The sequence below is a fragment of the Moritella sp. 5 genome (genome assembly GCF_018219455.1).
GTDB lineage: Bacteria > Pseudomonadota > Gammaproteobacteria > Enterobacterales > Moritellaceae > Moritella.
Map to the genome: position 1 here is coordinate 4,479,317 of NZ_CP056122.1, position 17,513 is coordinate 4,496,829.

Here is a 17,513-nt window from a genome sequence, read left to right on the forward strand (position 1 = left end):
CCGCTTTATACTTAAATAACTTCTGTAGATGGCATTAAACCAGATACCAATAAGATGACTTTATGACTAAATACGGACTTCGTGCCAAAGTAATGGCGCTGACGATTTTACCGACAGTTTTGATCGGGACATTATTAGCCAGCTATTTCACCTTTAACCGCTATCAGCAGCTAGAGACAGTACTTATTGAACAGGGCATTAATATCATTGAGCCACTGGCCATCGCGAGTGAGTACGGCATGTTACAAAACAGCCGAGAATCACTGAAAAAGCTACTCGGTTTAACCCACCGCAAGTTTGCGCCGACGATTAAAAGTATCGCCATTTTTGATAACAATAATAAACTGTTTGTAACCAGTAATTATCACCGTAATTTTTCCGTGCTGAAGAACCCCGACAACAACAAACTGCCGGAAATCACCCAAGTCGAAGTACTTGATGATTACATCATTCTGCGTTCTCCGATTATTGCCGAAATTGACAATACCAATTTCCCGTTAAGTTTAGAAAATCCGGAACAGATACTCGGTTATTTATCTATTCAGCTCATTCGTGACAAAGCGATATTACTGCAATACCGCGATACCACCGTCTCGGTATTTATTGTATTACTGGGCTTCTTTACCGCGCTTATCTTCTCCTGGCGATTAGTTAAAAACGTTACCCAGCCCATTACCGACATGGTCACCGTCGTTGATCGGATCAGAGAAGGCCGGCTCGATGCCAGAGTAATCGGTGAACAAACGGGTGAACTAGCACTGCTCAAGAATGGTATTAACTCGATGGCAAAGTCACTCTCGGCTTATCACGAAGAAATGCAGCAAAATATTGACCAAGCAACCTCTGATTTACGGGAAACCTTAGAGCAGATTGAAATTCAAAATATTGAATTAGATATGGCAAAAAAACGTGCTCAAGCAGCCGCACGAGTGAAATCTGAATTCTTGGCCAATATGAGTCATGAGTTAAGAACACCACTTAACGGGGTGATTGGCTTCTCTCGCCAGCTATTAAAAACGTCACTCAGTCCGAATCAAACCGATTACTTGCAGACCATTGAGAAATCAGCCAAGAACTTGCTTAACATCATTAATGACATTCTCGACTTTTCTAAGCTTGAAGCGGGTAAGTTAACCCTAGAGCAGATCCCATTCAATCTACGCGACACGATTGAAGAAGCCGCCATATTACTCGCACCAACAGTGCATGATAAAGGCCTTGAGCTATCCCTCCATGTTGATAAGAATGTCCCTGATGGCATTATTGGTGATCCATTCCGATTCCAGCAAGTGATCACCAACTTACTGGGTAATGCCATCAAGTTCACCGAAAGTGGTAATATTGATATCCATATTGAATTACTGGAATCCACACATAATAGCGTCACTATTCAAACGAATATCCGCGATACCGGCATTGGCATTTCAGAGCAACAACAAGCGCAACTCTTTGAAGCCTTTAACCAAGCCGATACCAGTATTTCACGTCGTTATGGCGGTACCGGACTCGGTCTTGTTATTACCCAACGCTTAGTTGAATTTATGGGCGGTGAGATCTCGCTTGATTCTGACTTAGGCCAAGGTTCTAACTTTAAATTCTCGCTTAAATTTAATATGACCTCGACTTCATTATCTGAACCGCTGCCAGTCAGTGATTTTAAAGGTAAACAAGTCTTGCTCTATGAAGTAGATAATTACTCCGCACGTTCGTTAATATCCTTGCTGAATAGTTGGGATCTGGACGTTTTACATTGTGCTAACGAAGCCGAGTGGCAACATTATATCGAGCAACCTTACCACTGCGTGATTATCGCTCAAAACGATGAAAACAATCTAACACCTATGTATAACAAGATGAGCCAGTGTCATGATATTAATGCGGCTGTCGTGGTATTAATTAACTCTTCAGACCCTTGTTTACAAGAAGAAATCATTCAAACTGGCGCAAGGCATTGCCTCACGAAACCATGTAATCACCGTAAACTTGTTAATGCATTAGCCTATTTAGAAAAAACAGCTGAACAGCCAATCCCGCAGCTGAAGATTGAAAAACCAAAAGCTAAAGTTGACCTGTCAATTTTAGCGGTCGATGATAATCCTGCGAACCTAAAACTTATTAGTGCAATGTTGACAGATTCAGTCACTCGCATTGAAATCTGTAGCAACGGTGCCGAAGCTGTTGCCAAAGCCAATAAAATGGATTTTGATATTATCTTTATGGATATTCAAATGCCAATTATGGATGGTATTAGCGCCTGCAGATCGATTCGTTCTGGCAGCCGTAATCAATCAACACCGATTATTGCAGTAACCGCACATGCCATGAGTGGCGAACGTGACCGTCTACTGAGTAAAGGTATGGATGATTACTTAACGAAACCAATTGATGAGTCTATTCTAAAGCGTATCTTACAGCAATGGGGCAGTTCCTCACATGATAACAGTACGGTCAAAAACCATATTTTAAATTGGCCACTGACCTTACAACGTTCAATGGGTAAAGAAGATCTTGCGGTGGATATGCTAGAGATGTTCATCAATAGCTTACCTGAGATCAGTGAGCACCTTGAACAAGCCTTAGCACGGAGTTTGTCACGCTCAGAATTTCAGAAAATCATCCATAAATTTCACGGTGGCGCAGCATGTTGCGGGGTATTACCGATCCAGAATTTAGCCGATCAGATTGAGCGTGGTTTACGTAAGGGCGCAGACATCGAAGATGTTGAACCCGAAATATTTGAACTACAAGAAGCCATTGAAACAGTGATTAAGGAAGCACAGCCCTATTTACCCAATTAACCACTAATCTAAATCTACTAACAACCACACAATAAAAAGGAGCCCACGGCTCCTTTTTTACATACGTATACGCGGTAATAACTTAGCTGTTATTACGCGCTTCTTGCATGATAATTTGCATGTCTTTTACCGCTTTACCTAAACCATCAAATGCCGCACGTGCAATAATTGCATGGCCGATATTCAATTCATAAATTTCAGGAATAGCCGCTATAGGTTGTACGTTATGGTAATGCAACCCGTGACCCGCGTTTACTTTCAATCCTGCGTTATGCGCATAGCTCACACCAGCTGCGATCTTCTTCAATTCAGCTTGTTGCTCGCCTTCAGATTCTGCATCCGCATAAGCACCGGTGTGCACTTCAATGTACGGCGCGCCAGTCGCAACCGCTGCATCAATTTGCTCTTTATCGGCATCGATAAATAACGATACAAGAATACCAGCTTCACTTAAACGTTTAACCGCTTGAGTTATCTTGTCTTGTTGACCAAGTACATCCAAACCACCTTCAGTTGTTAGTTCTTCACGTTTTTCAGGAACTAAACAAACAAACTCAGGTTTGATCTCACACGCAATATCCAGCATTTCAGCAGTCACTGCCATTTCTAGATTCATGCGGGTCTGAATGGTTTCTTTTAATACGCGAACATCGCGATCAACAATGTGACGACGGTCTTCACGTAAATGCACCGTAATACCGTCTGCGCCATTTAATTCAGCGACAGATGCTGCATGCACAGGATCTGGGTAAGTAGTGCCTCGAGCTTGGCGTAGGGTTGCGATATGGTCAATGTTGACACCTAAAAAGATCTTATTCACGTTTAATTCCCTTATTAATAAATAGTTCTCTGCTTTTCAGCGGCTTATTGCCCAAATAGGGTAACAACATTTGTCGACAAAAGCGTTTTGCAGCCGCTAAATTCTCTTGGTTAAATAATCTTTGCTCAAAGGCGAGTAAATCTTTACCTAAAAATGAGCTATCCACTGCAACTTTATAAATAGATGGCACAATCCCAACATGTGGTACGTATTTATACATACGGTCAGGGTACACAGCATCCATGGTATCAGCACAATAGCTTAACGCACCAATGTTACCTAAACATTGCATTAAATTAAGTTCAAATTCACGCAATAAGGGTTCAAGGGGTTGTTGTTTGGCTAACGCTAATAATGCATTTTGGTAATGGGAGAATAGTTCGGGGTTCGCTTGTTCACTGGCCAATAAGCGATAGAGTAATTCATTAAGATAAAAGCTAGCATAGAGATGCCGACCTGAGAGCGGTAATGAATTAGATACCGCCTCTACCTGACGCATAGATTTTAATCCACCTTTGCCGGCATAGGCGATATTAAGTAAGGTAAACGGCTGTAAAATTGCACTTTGACTGTTCTTACGCCCTCGGCCTGCTCGTCCCACTAACGAAATTTTACCATCGTGAATGGTAAAGAAGTCGATGAGTAAACTCGACTCCTTAAAAGGTCGACGGTGCAGTACAAAAGCGTTTTGTAAGTCCATGCAATAAAGCTATTTACACTTCATCTCCGTAACCTAAGCTACGAAGTGCACGTTCATCATCAGCCCAACCAGATTTCACTTTCACCCAACATTCTAGGAATACTTTATTATCAAACAAAGTTTCCATATCACGTCGAGCTTCGGTACCAATGGTTTTTAGTTTCGAGCCTTTATTACCAATAACCATGCGTTTTTGAGTATCACGCTCAACTAAAATTAACGCATTGATATGGAATGTGCCGTTTTCACTGACTTTAAACTGCTCGATCTCAACCGTGGTTGAGTAAGGTAATTCTTGGCCAGTAAAACGCATCAATTTTTCACGAATGATTTCAGATGCCATGAAACGTGAAGAACGATCCGTTACATAATCTTCAGGAAAGTAAAAATCACCTTCTTGTAACTGCTTCGAACAAATACCACGTAGCATTTCTACGTTAGTCCCTTTCGTTGCAGAGATAGGGATAATTTCCGCGAAGTTAAACTTCGACGCCAATACCTGAAGGTGTGGCATTAACTCTTCTGCTTTATCTTTAATCGCATCTGTTTTATTAATCGCCAAGTAAATTGGACATTTAATATCACGTAGCTTGTTTAATACCATGTCATCGTCTTCGGTCCAACGGGTACCATCAACAACAAATATCACCGCATCAACATCTATATCTTTTAGTGAACTGCTAGCAGCACGGTTCATTAAACGGTTGATTGCACGTTTTTCATCAATGTGCAGACCTGGAGTATCAACATATACAGTTTGACGATTTTCTTCAGTATCAATACCTAGAATACGGTGACGAGTCGTTTGTGGTTTACGCGAGGTAATACTTACCTTTTGTCCCAAAATGCGGTTTAGTAACGTTGATTTACCTACGTTAGGACGACCAACGATAGCAACAAAGCCGCTATAAGTCATATCACTCATTGTAATTGCTCCAATGCTTTTTGAGCTGCTTCTTGTTCTGCTTTACGACGACTAGTACCTTTACCTTCAACAGGTTGCTCTAGGCCTTCAATAACGCAATGAATAGTGAATTCTTGATTATGAGCTTCACCTTTAACTTCCACTACTTGATACAATGGAAGAGCTTGCTTACGTCCTTGCAGCCATTCTTGTAATTGTGTTTTAGCATCTTTCTGACCAATACCTGGTTTGATCATTGCTAAACGTGATGCATACCAAGCCAGTACACGTTCACGCGTTTTCTCGATATCGCTATCCAGATACATAGCACCAATTAAGGCTTCAACTGTATCTGCAAGGATAGATTCACGACGGAACCCACCACTTTTTAATTCACCAGGGCCTAAGATTAAACATTCACTTAGTTCAAACTCACGCGCAATTTCAGCGAGCGTTAACCCTTTCACTAAGGTGGCACGCATACGGCTTAAATCACCTTCTGGCACCTCAGGAAACTGGCAAAACAATGCATCTGAGATAATAAAGCCAAGTACCGAATCGCCTAAAAATTCAAGACGTTCATTATGTTTGTAATAAGCACTACGGTGCGTCAGCGCTTGTTGCAGTAGGCTAGCGTCTTTATACTGGTAACCTAATACAGTTTGTAATCTTTCTAATATAATTGTCATAATTATTTTAACTTGCCAATACGACTAAAGCGTATACCTGTTGGGATCCAACTAGGTAATAAAGAATCTGGGTCGCGTTCAAATTCGAAACTCGTCCAAATGAACACAGCCTTTCCGACTAAATTTGCTTCCGGAACAAAACCCCAAAAACGGCTATCAGCACTATTATCACGGTTATCACCCATCATGAAGTAATGACCATCCGGTACAACCCATTCATATTGACGGGTTGGCGGATTATCTTGCTGATAAAAATCACGCACTAAATCAGGACGGCTAGGGTTAATTAAAATGTTGTGTTTAACATCCCCAAGTTGCTCTGTGTATTGCTGTAATTCAACCATTTGATCTTTAAATTTGCCAATTTCGACTAAACTAAGATCGAGTTTTTTAAACCCTGCGCAGTTTGTTCCGCTGCATGCTTGTTGAATGAAAACCTGCTTTCCACGATAGGCTATACGATCACCCGGCAAACCGACCACACGTTTAATGTAATCAACAGTTGGCTGTGGCGGGTATTTAAATACCGCAACATCACCACGCTCTGGTTTACCTGTTTCGATAAGTGTAGAACGTAATACCGGATCTTTAACACCATAACTAAATTTTTCAACCAGAATAAAATCACCAACTAATAAAGTTGGCATCATAGATCCTGATGGAATTTGAAATGGTTCGTATAAAAATGAACGTAATACCATCACAGCTGCAATCACAGGGAAGATCGATTTTGCATTTTCAACAATAAACGATTCTTGCCCTAATTTTGCAATAGCTTCCGCTGGTAATTCTGCTTGAGATTGAGCAAACGCGACTTTTTCAGCGCGTGCCTTTTCCCAAATCAGTTTATCTAACGCCCAAATAATACCGCTAACGAAAGTAACCAATACCAATATTAGTGAAAAATAGGTTGCCATTTATCTAATCCTTTCCGATATGCAACACAGCCAAGAAGGCTTCTTGAGGTACTTCAACATTACCTACTTGCTTCATGCGTTTCTTACCATCTTTCTGCTTCTGTAGCAGTTTTTTCTTACGGCTAATATCACCACCATAACATTTTGCAATTACGTTTTTACGCATTTGTTTAACGGTACTACGGGCAATAACTTGTGAACCAATAACCGCCTGAATTGCAATATTAAACATTTGACGAGGAATAAGTTCCTTCATCTTTTCAACCAGTAAACGACCACGATTCATCGCGTTATCACGGTGAGTGATCATCGCTAATGCATCAACACGGTCGGTGTTAATCAATACATCAACACGTACCATGTCAGCAGCGCTAAAGTGGATGAAAGAATAATCCAGTGACGCATAACCACGGCTTGTCGATTTCAAACGGTCAAAAAAGTCCATCACTACTTCACCCATTGGGATCTCGTAAGTTAATGCAACTTGCTTACCGTGATAATCCATCTTCGTTTGTACACCACGCTTAGCAATACAAAGGGTAATTACATTACCTAGGTATTCTTGTGGTACGAGGATGTTACATTCTGCAATTGGTTCGCGGATTTCTTCAATGTCATTGATTGCTGGTAATTTAGCCGGGCTATCAACGTAAATAACTTCACCTTTTTTGGTTTCGACTTCGTAAACAACCGTTGGTGCAGTCGTAATCAATTCAAGATCGTATTCACGTTCTAAACGTTCTTGAATGATTTCCATGTGTAATAGACCTAAGAAACCACAACGGAAACCAAAACCAAGTGCTGAAGAACTTTCTGGTTCATAGAATAAAGACGCATCGTTAAGACTGAGTTTACCCAGTGCATCACGGAACGCTTCATAGTCGTCAGAGCTAATTGGGAACATGCCCGCATAAACCTGAGGCTTAACTTTACTGAAACCAGGTACGGGTGCATCAGCAGGGTTACGCGTATTTGTTAGCGTATCACCTACTGGAGCACCTAAAATATCTTTAATACCGCAGATAACAAAACCAACTTCACCACAGTGTAGTACACCTGTATCCGTTTGTTTTGGTGTGAAGATACCGGCTTTATCAACAAGGTGAGATTCACCCGTAGACATAACAGTAATCTTGTCACCTTTACGTAATACACCGTTAGTAATACGTACCAAAGATACAACACCTTGGTAGTTATCAAACCATGAATCAATAATCAGCGCTTGCAGCGGTGCGTCTTCAGAACCTTCTGATGGACATGGAATTTCTCTGACAATTGTTTCAAGTACGTCTTCGATACCTAAACCAGTTTTTGCAGAGCAACGTGTCGCTTCCATTGCATCGATACCGATGATGTCTTCGATTTCTTCTGCTACGCGATCAGGATCAGCGGCAGGTAAATCGATTTTATTGAGGATTGGCACAACTTCCAGGTCCATCTCCATCGCGGTATAACAGTTTGCGAGAGTTTGTGCTTCTACGCCTTGACCAGCGTCGACAACAAGTAAAGCACCCTCACAAGCTGCTAATGAGCGAGAAACCTCATAGCTGAAGTCCACGTGCCCTGGCGTATCAATAAAGTTAAGTTGGTAAGTTTCACCATCCTTCGCTTTATAATCCAGCGTTACGCTTTGTGCTTTAATTGTAATGCCACGCTCGCGCTCAATATCCATTGAGTCAAGAACCTGTGCAGCCATTTCACGGTCAGATAAACCACCACAAAATGAGATCAAACGATCTGATAAAGTAGATTTACCGTGATCGATATGGGCAATAATTGAAAAATTACGAATGTGTTTCATGAGTTAGATAATATCCAATACTTAGTAGATATGACACTTAATGAGGCAGATTTTAACGGATTTAAGGGATGACTGCTATCTTTCATTGCTTTTAATCAGCGCGCCATTGCCCTATCACTTCCGATTGAGCCACGATACCTAGCATTTTAGGTTTAAAATCAAAGCGTTGATCAAACATTACGCTTATTTTTCGCGTGCAACTAAAACCAATGTAACCACCAACAAAAGCCGCGAGAATAACCAAGCCTTCACCTTCAAATTGGAAAACTTGTGATAAATACTGACCAAGACCAAGTGAGAGTAAAATTGCCGCTAATGGTAACAAGTAAACCAGCATTGCGCTGGTGACTAAATTTTTTTCACGTAAACCAATTTCGATTTTGTCACCCGTAACAACATCTGCTGTTTTAGTGACCGTAAAACGGTGAGTACGATGTGGGAATGCTTTAGCTACTGTCCCGGTACCACAGTTATCGCTCGCGTGACAATGGTTACAAGCAGATTGGCTTTCGCACTGTACCGAAACCTGATCACCAGTAACACTTTGAACGATAGCTGTTTCAATAATCATACGGTAAATGCCTTATATAAAACAATCGTAACCGACTTAACAACACAAACCTTTTATTGTTAAACGCGGTTACGCATGCTAGAAAAATTAGTTATCAGTATTACGGACGACTGATTCAGCAATTTTCTTGGCGGTAAAGCTAGGCACTTCACCCACCACGACAATCTCAATGTCGTCTGTAATTTTAGATTGTAAACTAATTTGTCCCGATACACCTAACCCTTGACTTAAACTACCCGCTTTCGCATTAGTATTAACATAGATAGATATATCGACTAACCCATCAGAAAACTGCATATAATCAATTGTTTGACCTATACCTGCGATCTGGTGTTTGTTACTCACAATTTGTTTGAAACCATCAGGTATCCAAGTCGCTTTCCACTCCGATTTCGTTGGTTCAGGCATTAATGCTTGTGTTTGCATTGCTGATAATACAGGTGGTAATTTTACCGCATTGAGCTGCTCTAACCAAGGCGTCACATCAGGGAATTGATACAGTGAAATAGCCATCACTTGGAACACAACTTCACCACTGTCTTTAATCATGTCAACACGCAGCGGTAAATTGGTAGTTAAATCTATCCAGATTAAATAACCAAAGCGATATTTATCATTCGGCACAACACGTACAATTTGACTTAAACGCCCTGTCACACGTGATTTTCCACCAACATATATCGCTTGGTATAAGCTATCATCAAGCGTCAATTCAGTTGCCATTAAATCAAATAATAACCCCGGTATAGCGGTTGATGATAACGAATAACCTGGCTGCTCAGCTTCAAAGAAACTGGTGATATTACCGCGGCGTAAATATTCACGTGGATTACCATTTAATGACAGTAAATGTCCAACAGACACACCATCAATTAGCCCATGACTATAACGCATAGGGGTAATTCTACCACGTTCAATTTCGACATAAGACAGATCATAATTTAACTGCTTAAACGCCGTTTTCATGTTGTCTAGCAATGCGTCAGCGGATAATTTTGGTTGTCCTGAAACACTCTTATTAGCAACACTATTATCGCGTTGTTCACTGCTTGACGTTGCTTCACTCCATGCCTGCGGCGTAAAAAATGAAAACAACAATATCCACAAACCAACACTTTTCTTGAACATTACTGGCTCACTATTATTGCTGGATGCGTTTTTGTAATTGATGATCAAGTACAAATGCATTAATACGACGCACTTGTTCTACCTTTTCTTCATCCGTAAATTCTGGCTGTACTTGACGCGAATCAGGTGATTCAACACTAAAACTAACTGGTGATGCAACACCGGCAAACGGCATCACATTCAGCGCTGGTTCAAGTCCTGTTATTGGAGCTTCGGTATTGCTGTATTGCACACCCGTAATCACCATTAACGCAACTGATGCCGCAATCGCAAATTGACCACCTGTTTTTAGCCAAGGCTGGATTACTTTCTGATAGAAAGAGCTGTCGTTTGCACTTTCTTTTGGCATTGTCAGTTCAGGTTCTTCGGCAATAGCAGCTGTGATGGCACGGGTAAGATCTAAATTAACCGTTGCAGGTGTTTCACCACGCATCACATCACCTATCATGTGGTAATGCTGCCAACTTGAAGATAATGCTTCATCCTTACCTAACTCATCAAGTAGTGCAGCATCGATATATTCATTGTCTACTAAGGAGGATAAACGTTCTTTTTCTATCATAATTAATTACCTAAATTTATTCGTCCGTAATCTGTGTTTAACTTACTGTTGAAGTAAGGGTTTTAATTTTACTTCAATCGCTTCACGCGCTCGAAAAATACGTGAGCGAACAGTACCCACTGGGCAGCTCATGACAATACTTATATCGTCATAACTCATGCCTTCCATTTCACGTAATGTTATCGCTGTACGTAATTCATCAGGTAACGCGTCAATAGCAGAAAAAATTACCGCTTTCATTTCTTCCGCCAAAATAATCCGTTCTGGTGTTGATGACTCGCGCATGCCATCATTACCTTCGTAAAACTCCGCATCTGCAGCATCAACATCATTTGCAGGTGGTCGTCTACTTTGCGCAATTAAATAATTTTTAGCTGTGTTACTGGCAATCCGATATAGCCAAGTATAAAACGCGCTATCACCTCTAAAATTAGGCAACGCACGATACGCTTTAATAAACACTTCCTGAGTCACATCGGCAACGTCACCACTGGCTGAAACGTAACGTGAGATCAGGTTCGCCACTTTCTGTTGGTATTTAGTCACCAATAAATTAAATGCGGCTTTGTCACCGCCTTGAACTCGCTCGACTAATTGCAAGTCCGTCTCTTTTTCACTCATTAGTAACTCATAACCTCTTATTATTCTGATGACACTAGTATTACTAATGTGTATTTTTCAGACTGCGTTATATAAATAAAGTTCGTTTTAACGCCAAATAAAGTTCGCCATTGTGCTAATTAAATCAAAATAAGGACAAATAAATCAAAATACCTTTTTATTGCCCGAGATTTAAAGCTTATAATGCCCTACTTAGAGTTATACCTAAACAACCTCAAGATGCACAACCTGCTCATCTCTGATATAGCATTTTGACGTAACTTGGGTATAGACATAACAGCATACTACAAATAGAGCGGAAACTATGAGAACAAATGCGGAATACCAAAGCGATGTACTGATTATCGGCAGTGGTGCCGCAGGACTCTCACTTGCCTTGAAACTCGCAGATCACGCTAAAGTGACAGTATTAAGTAAGAGTAGCTTAACCGAAGGCTCAACTCTCTACGCACAAGGTGGTATCGCCGCCGTTTTTGATGAAGCTGACAGTGTTGAAGGCCATGTATCCGATACCCTTGTGGCAGGTGCTGGTTTATGTGATGAAGATACCGTTAGCTTTACAGCAAGCAGCGCGGCCGCCAGCCTAAACTGGTTAATAGATAAAGGCGCACCATTTGATCAAGTAGCCGATGATAATGGTGAACAACATTATCATCTCACCAAAGAAGGTGGTCATAGCCATCGCCGTATCTTGCATGCCGCAGATGCCACTGGTAAAGCGGTACAAACCACGTTAATCGAAAATGTCAGTCAACATCCTAACATTACCTTAATGGAACGTTTTAACGCGGTTGATCTTATTTCGACTAAACAGCTTAACCAAGCGACCAACCGTATTGTCGGTGCTTATGTGTGGAACCGAGAAGCCGAGAAAGTAGAAGTGATTAAAGCACGCTTTGTTATCTTAGCAACGGGCGGTGCAAGTAAGGTTTATCAATATACCAGTAATCCTGATGTCTCTAGTGGTGACGGTATTGCTATGGCATGGCGCGCAGGTTGCCGTGTCGCCAATATGGAATTCAATCAATTCCATCCTACCTGTTTATTTCACCCGGATGCAAAAAACTTCTTATTAACCGAAGCACTACGTGGGGAAGGTGCCTATTTACGTCATGCAGACGGCACCCGTTTTATGCCAAGTTTCGATGAACGTGCAGAATTGGCTCCGCGTGATATTGTTGCCCGTGCTATCGACTTTGAAATGAAACGTCTAGGTAGTGATTGTGTGTATTTAGATATCAGTCATAAACCTGCTGAGTTCGTTATTAGTCATTTCCCGACTATTTATGAGCGTTGCTTGAAGTTAGGTATTGATATCACGACCGACCCAATCCCAGCAGTACCCGCTGCACATTATACCTGTGGTGGTGTAATGACTGACTTAACGGGTCAAACTGATATGCGCGGTTTATACGCGATTGGCGAGGTAGCTTATACGGGTTTACACGGTGCAAACCGTTTAGCCAGTAACTCATTATTAGAATGTATTGTGTTTGCCCACGCAGCGGCAGACGATATTTTATCAAAACTGCATAAAACCCGTAAAGATTACCGTATTCCAGCCTGGGATGAGAGTAAAGTGACGAACTCAGATGAAGAAGTCATTATTCAACATAACTGGCACGAACTACGTCTATTTATGTGGGATTACGTGGGGATTGTAAGAACGACAAAACGTCTAGAGCGCGCCCTGCGCCGTGTGAATCTATTGCAGCAAGAAATTGATGAGTACTACAGTAATTTCCGCGTCAGTAATAACTTATTGGAATTAAGAAACCTGGTGACAGTAGCAGACTTGATCATTCGTTGTGCGTTAGATCGCAAAGAAAGTCGCGGCTTGCACTACACGCTCGACTACCCAGAACAATTCAACGAACCACAACCAACTATATTACAGCCTAAGGTATAATCAACAATACAACTGTTTCGTCATACCGTCAGTAAACATCACCAAAAAGCAGCTAACCAGCTGCTTTTTTTAATCATGCTTGGGCGGAACAAACTGAGTTTCAGTCATATCACTGTGTAATACTGCGATCTTGCTCGGAGCACCATTCTCAGCAAAACTAACCATGCCAATACCACTGTGATTTACCAAACGTTTATCTCTGGCATTATTAGGTTTACAACCTCTAATTGTCATACGCTTACGCTTAGTAAAAAAGTTCAGAGGTGAATAATAACCGTATAACCAAGCATTGAGCTTATCAAAACACGATAACAATTTTTCGGGAAACTGATTTTTAAGTCCGCTACAAGTGATTTGGTATATTTTCGGTCCTCCATGGCGAAAGCGAATACCGACCTCATACGCAAACGAGTAATGTACATCACCCGACAGGATCACAAACTGCTGCGGAGTTTTACGGTGCATAAAAATACTCAACAAGGTATTAGCTGTACCCGGATGTGCCATCCAGTTTTCAGCATCAACCATTAACGAAGCCCCGCACATAGTCGCAATTCGCTGGATCGTTTCAATCACTTTTACACCATACATTGGCGCAGGCGACACTATAATGACTTTATCCTGCCCTACTAGCTCATTCTGAAATTCCATCAAGGCTTCCCAATCCATAAGCCCTGAAGGTTTAGCTAAATTAGATTCACTGCGCCAACGCCTTGTACGTGTATCTAAGACCACTAATTTAGGCGATGTTGCTAAGGTATAGTGCCATTGTTCATACTTAAGTAAGGCGGTAATTAAGTCATCCTGAGTCTGCATCGAGGGTGAGTTGAAGTAACCTGCTAATGGCACGCTTAAATTAGCAATCATACACTGTGGATTATTCCCCAAACCTTGAAACAAAGTATAACCAATTAGCGCATTACCAATGATCCGTTTCGAAAATGTATGGCCATAAGCGGCTTCTTCCCATTTCGCAGTCAGGTTCCAGTCATCAGTAACATCATGATCATCAAACATCATATAAGTCGGTAAATGAGCCATCAGGCGACGAACTTTACTTAGCCCCGCTTTAAAGACTAGTAAGTTATCCCATTCATGCTGCCAACGCGTCAAATGTTCAGCGGTTAAGCCTTCTACGTCACGGGGAATCGAGATCTGTTGCCATAATTCTGGTGACCAAGAGAGTAGATATAAGGCCATCACTTCACTGGCACTAACTAAGTGGTTTTCTGCCGATGTTGAAGTAAAAACAGCATGATTAACATACCAATTATGCAGTGCTGTTTTAGCGGGGTATTCAGTGCGGGGTAATAGGTCTATATGCCGTTGATACATATCTTCTGGCTGATAACCCAGTTCACGACTATTACTAATATTTGCCGAAAGAAACGTCTCATCTGGTAAGCCTAATAAATCAATTACTTTCCCGATAGCATATAGCATGGGTCCAGCCACATCATCGACATAAACCTGATCACCACTCAGCATCAATAATGCAGGTCGCTCATCTAATGAAGGCATTTGCTGCAATCGAGTATCAGCAGCGACTAACGCATCAGCACTATCATGGTGAGGCTGACGGCATGAGCCATGCAACAAATCATTAATTGTCGGCTTAACAATAACACTTGGCAGAGGAGGTATTGTATTATCGACAGCGTGTATATCTGTGTAGCAAAGCCCTTCAATTTGAGCAAAAACATTTCCTGATATCGCATCACAGAGTTGATATTTAACTTCAATCTCCGCAGGCAATAACACCTCGGCTGTCACATTAATTAAATACTGATAGGCATGCTTACCGAGTTGAATCGTGTGTACTTCATCACCCGTTAACTGACGTGAAAAGCTGGCTCCCTGTAAGGTTAAATTCAATTCAGCTAACAACGTTGAACTCACAAACCATAAAGTGAAATGTTGTATATCGCAATGACGTAATATCGGTCCAGCAATAATAAGTGGTAATGATTCAGAAGTAGACGTTGGCATTTATCGCTCTTAATAAAAAAGTAAAGCTATTGCAGAATAAACGTGAACAGTTACAGTTTGAAGATGAACTTACCAGTACTTAAACAATTCTTTACGCTCAAATAAAGTGTATACCCAAGTTACTTCAAGCTGCTATTTTAAAATTTTAATAGTCCGAACTAGACGGCGATAATCAGTATCGTCGATAGCATCACGCATTATACATAATGACTGAACGCGCCCCTTATTTAAGCTGATATAACTTAACTGAATAAAAAGGTCGGCGCTGCGTGAACATGGGGTAATTGCAAATAACTCACCCCCAGCGTCAAACTGAATGTAACCATTGGTGAAATAGGTAAAACTGGGACGGCGTAGCCAATGTTGCCTGCATTGAGAACCACACAAAGCAATAATGACTACGGAATAAACCAATTGCAGGGGTACAAGTGCTAGCCAAATAAGCAGCAAACCGAGCACCAAACTATGTATTACAATACACAGTAACAACCAGTATTTAGATGGGCGTAACGTGACGCTACACTTTAACTCTTGAGACAATTTTATTCATCATATAGGCTAACTCTGGATCTTCACACTTTTCATGACCCATTGCCCAAGCAAATAACTCTGGATCTTCGCCTTCTAACAAGCGTTGGAAAATCAATTTATCTTCATCTGATAAATCATCATAAGCTTCATCCACAAACGGACGAAATAATACATCGAGTTCTAGCATGCCACGGCGACAAGCCCAGCGTAAACGCGCCTTTGAATCTAACTTAGTCATCTTTTTCCCTTATCATATTGTCCATAAGTTAATTCTATCATAAAAATAAACAAGATCTTATAAAGACAAATGCTTGCGTTCAATCTACCATAGAGAAAACCAGCCAGAGAAGAGTAAACAATGACGCAATTTAATAAACTGACCCTAGCATCAACAGACGCATTACCAAATGTGATCGTAAGCGAACTATCGCACTGGGGATTGATGACTGCAACAGGTGAGCAGCGTTTAAGTTACTTACAAGGCCAATTGACTTGTGATCTGGTGGGCTTAGAAGATCAACAAACAACTTGGGGTGGTCATTGCGATCCAAAAGGCAAACTGTGGTCAACATTCCAAGTAGCTAAAAAAGGCAATTCATTTTATTTCATCATGCGCAAAGACGCATTAGCGATCACCCTGCCTGAACTAAAGAAATACGCGGTATTCTCAAAAGTAGAACTTACCGATGCCTCTGCATTTTGTAACCTTTACGGTGTCGCTGGCGAACAAGCAGAGCAGTGGTTGAATAAGACTTTTGCAATGACGTTAGGCGAAGAAGCTGTTACTCATTTACCAAATGGTTTTGTGATGCGACTTATTGGTGAAACACCGCGTTTCTTAGTCTTATTACAAAAAAGTGATGCCTCTCTGCAACAAATCAGCCAACACTTAGCTGAAGCAGCAACCGATGATGGTTCATTCTGGGATGCGTTAGATATTTTAGCCGCAGCACCGATTGTGAGCGCAGCAATGAGCAGCGTGCAGATCCCACAAGCATTCAACTTACAAGCTTATGATGGTATTAGTTTTAAGAAAGGTTGCTACACAGGACAAGAAACAGTCGCTCGTGCTAAATACCGTGGTACCAACAAACGTGCCATGGCGATCTTAACTGGTGCAACAGCTACTGAAGTAAACAGTGGCGATAACATTGAATTGCAACTGGGTGAGAACTGGCGTAGCAGCGGTAAAGTAAACCTAAGCTACCGTTATAGTGACGGCGTGCAATTGATTTCAAGTGTGATGCCAAATAACCTTGAAGCAGATAGCGTGTTTAAAATTACCGATAACGAATCAACGTTAGCCTTCATGCAATTACCATATTCATTGGTAGACGTAGACTAACTGTAACACGGTTAAGTTATCATTGATTATCGGTTTATTATCTAGAATAAACCGATAATACCTATCGCCACAGCCCTATCAGCAGTCACATTCTAAAGTAATAAATACTTCCCTTATATTGTATACAACCTGCAGCTCAAAAATATAGTATGACACCTAACTACATTTAACAAGCAATACATTATTATCTTACCAATCAAAACACCACTAAATGACTACCCACTTTTA

16 protein-coding genes are annotated in these 17,513 nt (G+C 41.2%); 3 read left to right on the plus strand and 13 right to left on the minus strand.

The window, feature by feature from the left end; translation table 11 throughout:
* Nucleotides 1–62: 62 nt before the first annotated feature.
* Nucleotides 63–2,798 carry a two-component sensor histidine kinase BarA gene (barA, locus tag HWV01_RS19975; protein WP_211673178.1) on the plus strand — a complete coding sequence of 912 codons (2,736 nt, stop codon included), beginning with the start codon at nt 63–65 and terminating at the stop codon, nt 2,796–2,798.
* An 82-nt stretch (nt 2,799–2,880) separates the two neighbouring features.
* On the opposite strand, the gene pdxJ is transcribed toward barA, so the two are convergent.
* From pdxJ to rpoE, 10 genes are all read right to left on the minus strand, one after another.
* On the minus strand, nt 2,881–3,618 hold the full coding sequence (gene pdxJ, locus HWV01_RS19980; protein WP_211673179.1) for a pyridoxine 5'-phosphate synthase: 738 nt from the start codon (nt 3,616–3,618) through the stop codon (nt 2,881–2,883).
* The gene (recO, locus tag HWV01_RS19985; protein WP_211673180.1) at nt 3,611–4,318 is read right to left on the minus strand and encodes a DNA repair protein RecO; all 708 of its coding nucleotides are present in this window, start codon (nt 4,316–4,318) and stop codon (nt 3,611–3,613) included. Before recO ends, pdxJ begins: the two co-directional genes overlap by 8 nt.
* A gap of 13 nt (nt 4,319–4,331) precedes the next feature.
* Nucleotides 4,332–5,243 carry a GTPase Era gene (gene era, locus HWV01_RS19990; protein ID WP_211673181.1) on the minus strand — a complete coding sequence of 304 codons (912 nt, stop codon included), beginning with the start codon at nt 5,241–5,243 and terminating at the stop codon, nt 4,332–4,334.
* Nucleotides 5,240–5,911: a ribonuclease III gene (gene rnc, locus HWV01_RS19995; RefSeq protein WP_211673182.1), complete on the minus strand. Its 672-nt coding sequence runs from the start codon at nt 5,909–5,911 to the stop codon at nt 5,240–5,242. The genes era and rnc overlap by 4 nt, the downstream gene beginning before the upstream one ends.
* 2 nt (nt 5,912–5,913) lie before the next feature.
* The gene (lepB, locus tag HWV01_RS20000) at nt 5,914–6,828 is read right to left on the minus strand and encodes a signal peptidase I (RefSeq protein ID WP_211673183.1); all 915 of its coding nucleotides are present in this window, start codon (nt 6,826–6,828) and stop codon (nt 5,914–5,916) included.
* Between the two features lie 4 nt (nt 6,829–6,832).
* Entirely contained in the window at nt 6,833–8,629 is a 1,797-nt protein-coding gene (gene lepA / locus HWV01_RS20005; RefSeq protein ID WP_211673184.1) for a translation elongation factor 4, read from the minus strand.
* Nucleotides 8,630–8,720: 91 nt separating this feature from the next.
* Nucleotides 8,721–9,200: a SoxR reducing system RseC family protein gene (locus HWV01_RS20010; RefSeq protein WP_211673185.1), complete on the minus strand. Its 480-nt coding sequence runs from the start codon at nt 9,198–9,200 to the stop codon at nt 8,721–8,723.
* An 87-nt stretch (nt 9,201–9,287) separates the two neighbouring features.
* Nucleotides 9,288–10,328 carry a MucB/RseB C-terminal domain-containing protein gene (locus HWV01_RS20015; protein WP_211673186.1) on the minus strand — a complete coding sequence of 347 codons (1,041 nt, stop codon included), beginning with the start codon at nt 10,326–10,328 and terminating at the stop codon, nt 9,288–9,290.
* A 13-nt stretch (nt 10,329–10,341) separates the two neighbouring features.
* Entirely contained in the window at nt 10,342–10,890 is a 549-nt protein-coding gene (locus HWV01_RS20020; protein ID WP_211673187.1) for a sigma-E factor negative regulatory protein, read from the minus strand.
* A gap of 42 nt (nt 10,891–10,932) precedes the next feature.
* Complete coding sequence (rpoE, locus tag HWV01_RS20025; protein ID WP_211673188.1) at nt 10,933–11,511, minus strand: RNA polymerase sigma factor RpoE; 579 nt, start codon at nt 11,509–11,511, stop codon at nt 10,933–10,935.
* A gap of 304 nt (nt 11,512–11,815) precedes the next feature.
* On the opposite strand from rpoE, the gene nadB reads away from it, so the two are divergent.
* Nucleotides 11,816–13,420 (plus strand): L-aspartate oxidase, encoded by a 1,605-nt coding sequence (gene nadB / locus HWV01_RS20030; protein WP_211673189.1) that lies wholly within the window; start codon nt 11,816–11,818, stop codon nt 13,418–13,420.
* Between the two features lie 69 nt (nt 13,421–13,489).
* On the opposite strand, the gene HWV01_RS20035 is transcribed toward nadB, so the two are convergent.
* From HWV01_RS20035 to HWV01_RS20040, 3 genes are all read right to left on the minus strand, one after another.
* Nucleotides 13,490–15,409: an alkaline phosphatase family protein gene (locus tag HWV01_RS20035; protein ID WP_211673190.1), complete on the minus strand. Its 1,920-nt coding sequence runs from the start codon at nt 15,407–15,409 to the stop codon at nt 13,490–13,492.
* A 132-nt stretch (nt 15,410–15,541) separates the two neighbouring features.
* Nucleotides 15,542–15,949 carry a protein YgfX gene (locus HWV01_RS22540; protein ID WP_371816346.1) on the minus strand — a complete coding sequence of 136 codons (408 nt, stop codon included), beginning with the start codon at nt 15,947–15,949 and terminating at the stop codon, nt 15,542–15,544.
* On the minus strand, nt 15,927–16,178 hold the full coding sequence (locus HWV01_RS20040; RefSeq protein WP_211673191.1) for a succinate dehydrogenase assembly factor 2: 252 nt from the start codon (nt 16,176–16,178) through the stop codon (nt 15,927–15,929). Before HWV01_RS20040 ends, HWV01_RS22540 begins: the two co-directional genes overlap by 23 nt.
* A gap of 120 nt (nt 16,179–16,298) precedes the next feature.
* On the opposite strand from HWV01_RS20040, the gene ygfZ reads away from it, so the two are divergent.
* On the plus strand, nt 16,299–17,285 hold the full coding sequence (gene ygfZ / locus HWV01_RS20045) for a tRNA-modifying protein YgfZ (RefSeq protein ID WP_211673192.1): 987 nt from the start codon (nt 16,299–16,301) through the stop codon (nt 17,283–17,285).
* Nucleotides 17,286–17,513: the final 228 nt, after the last annotated feature.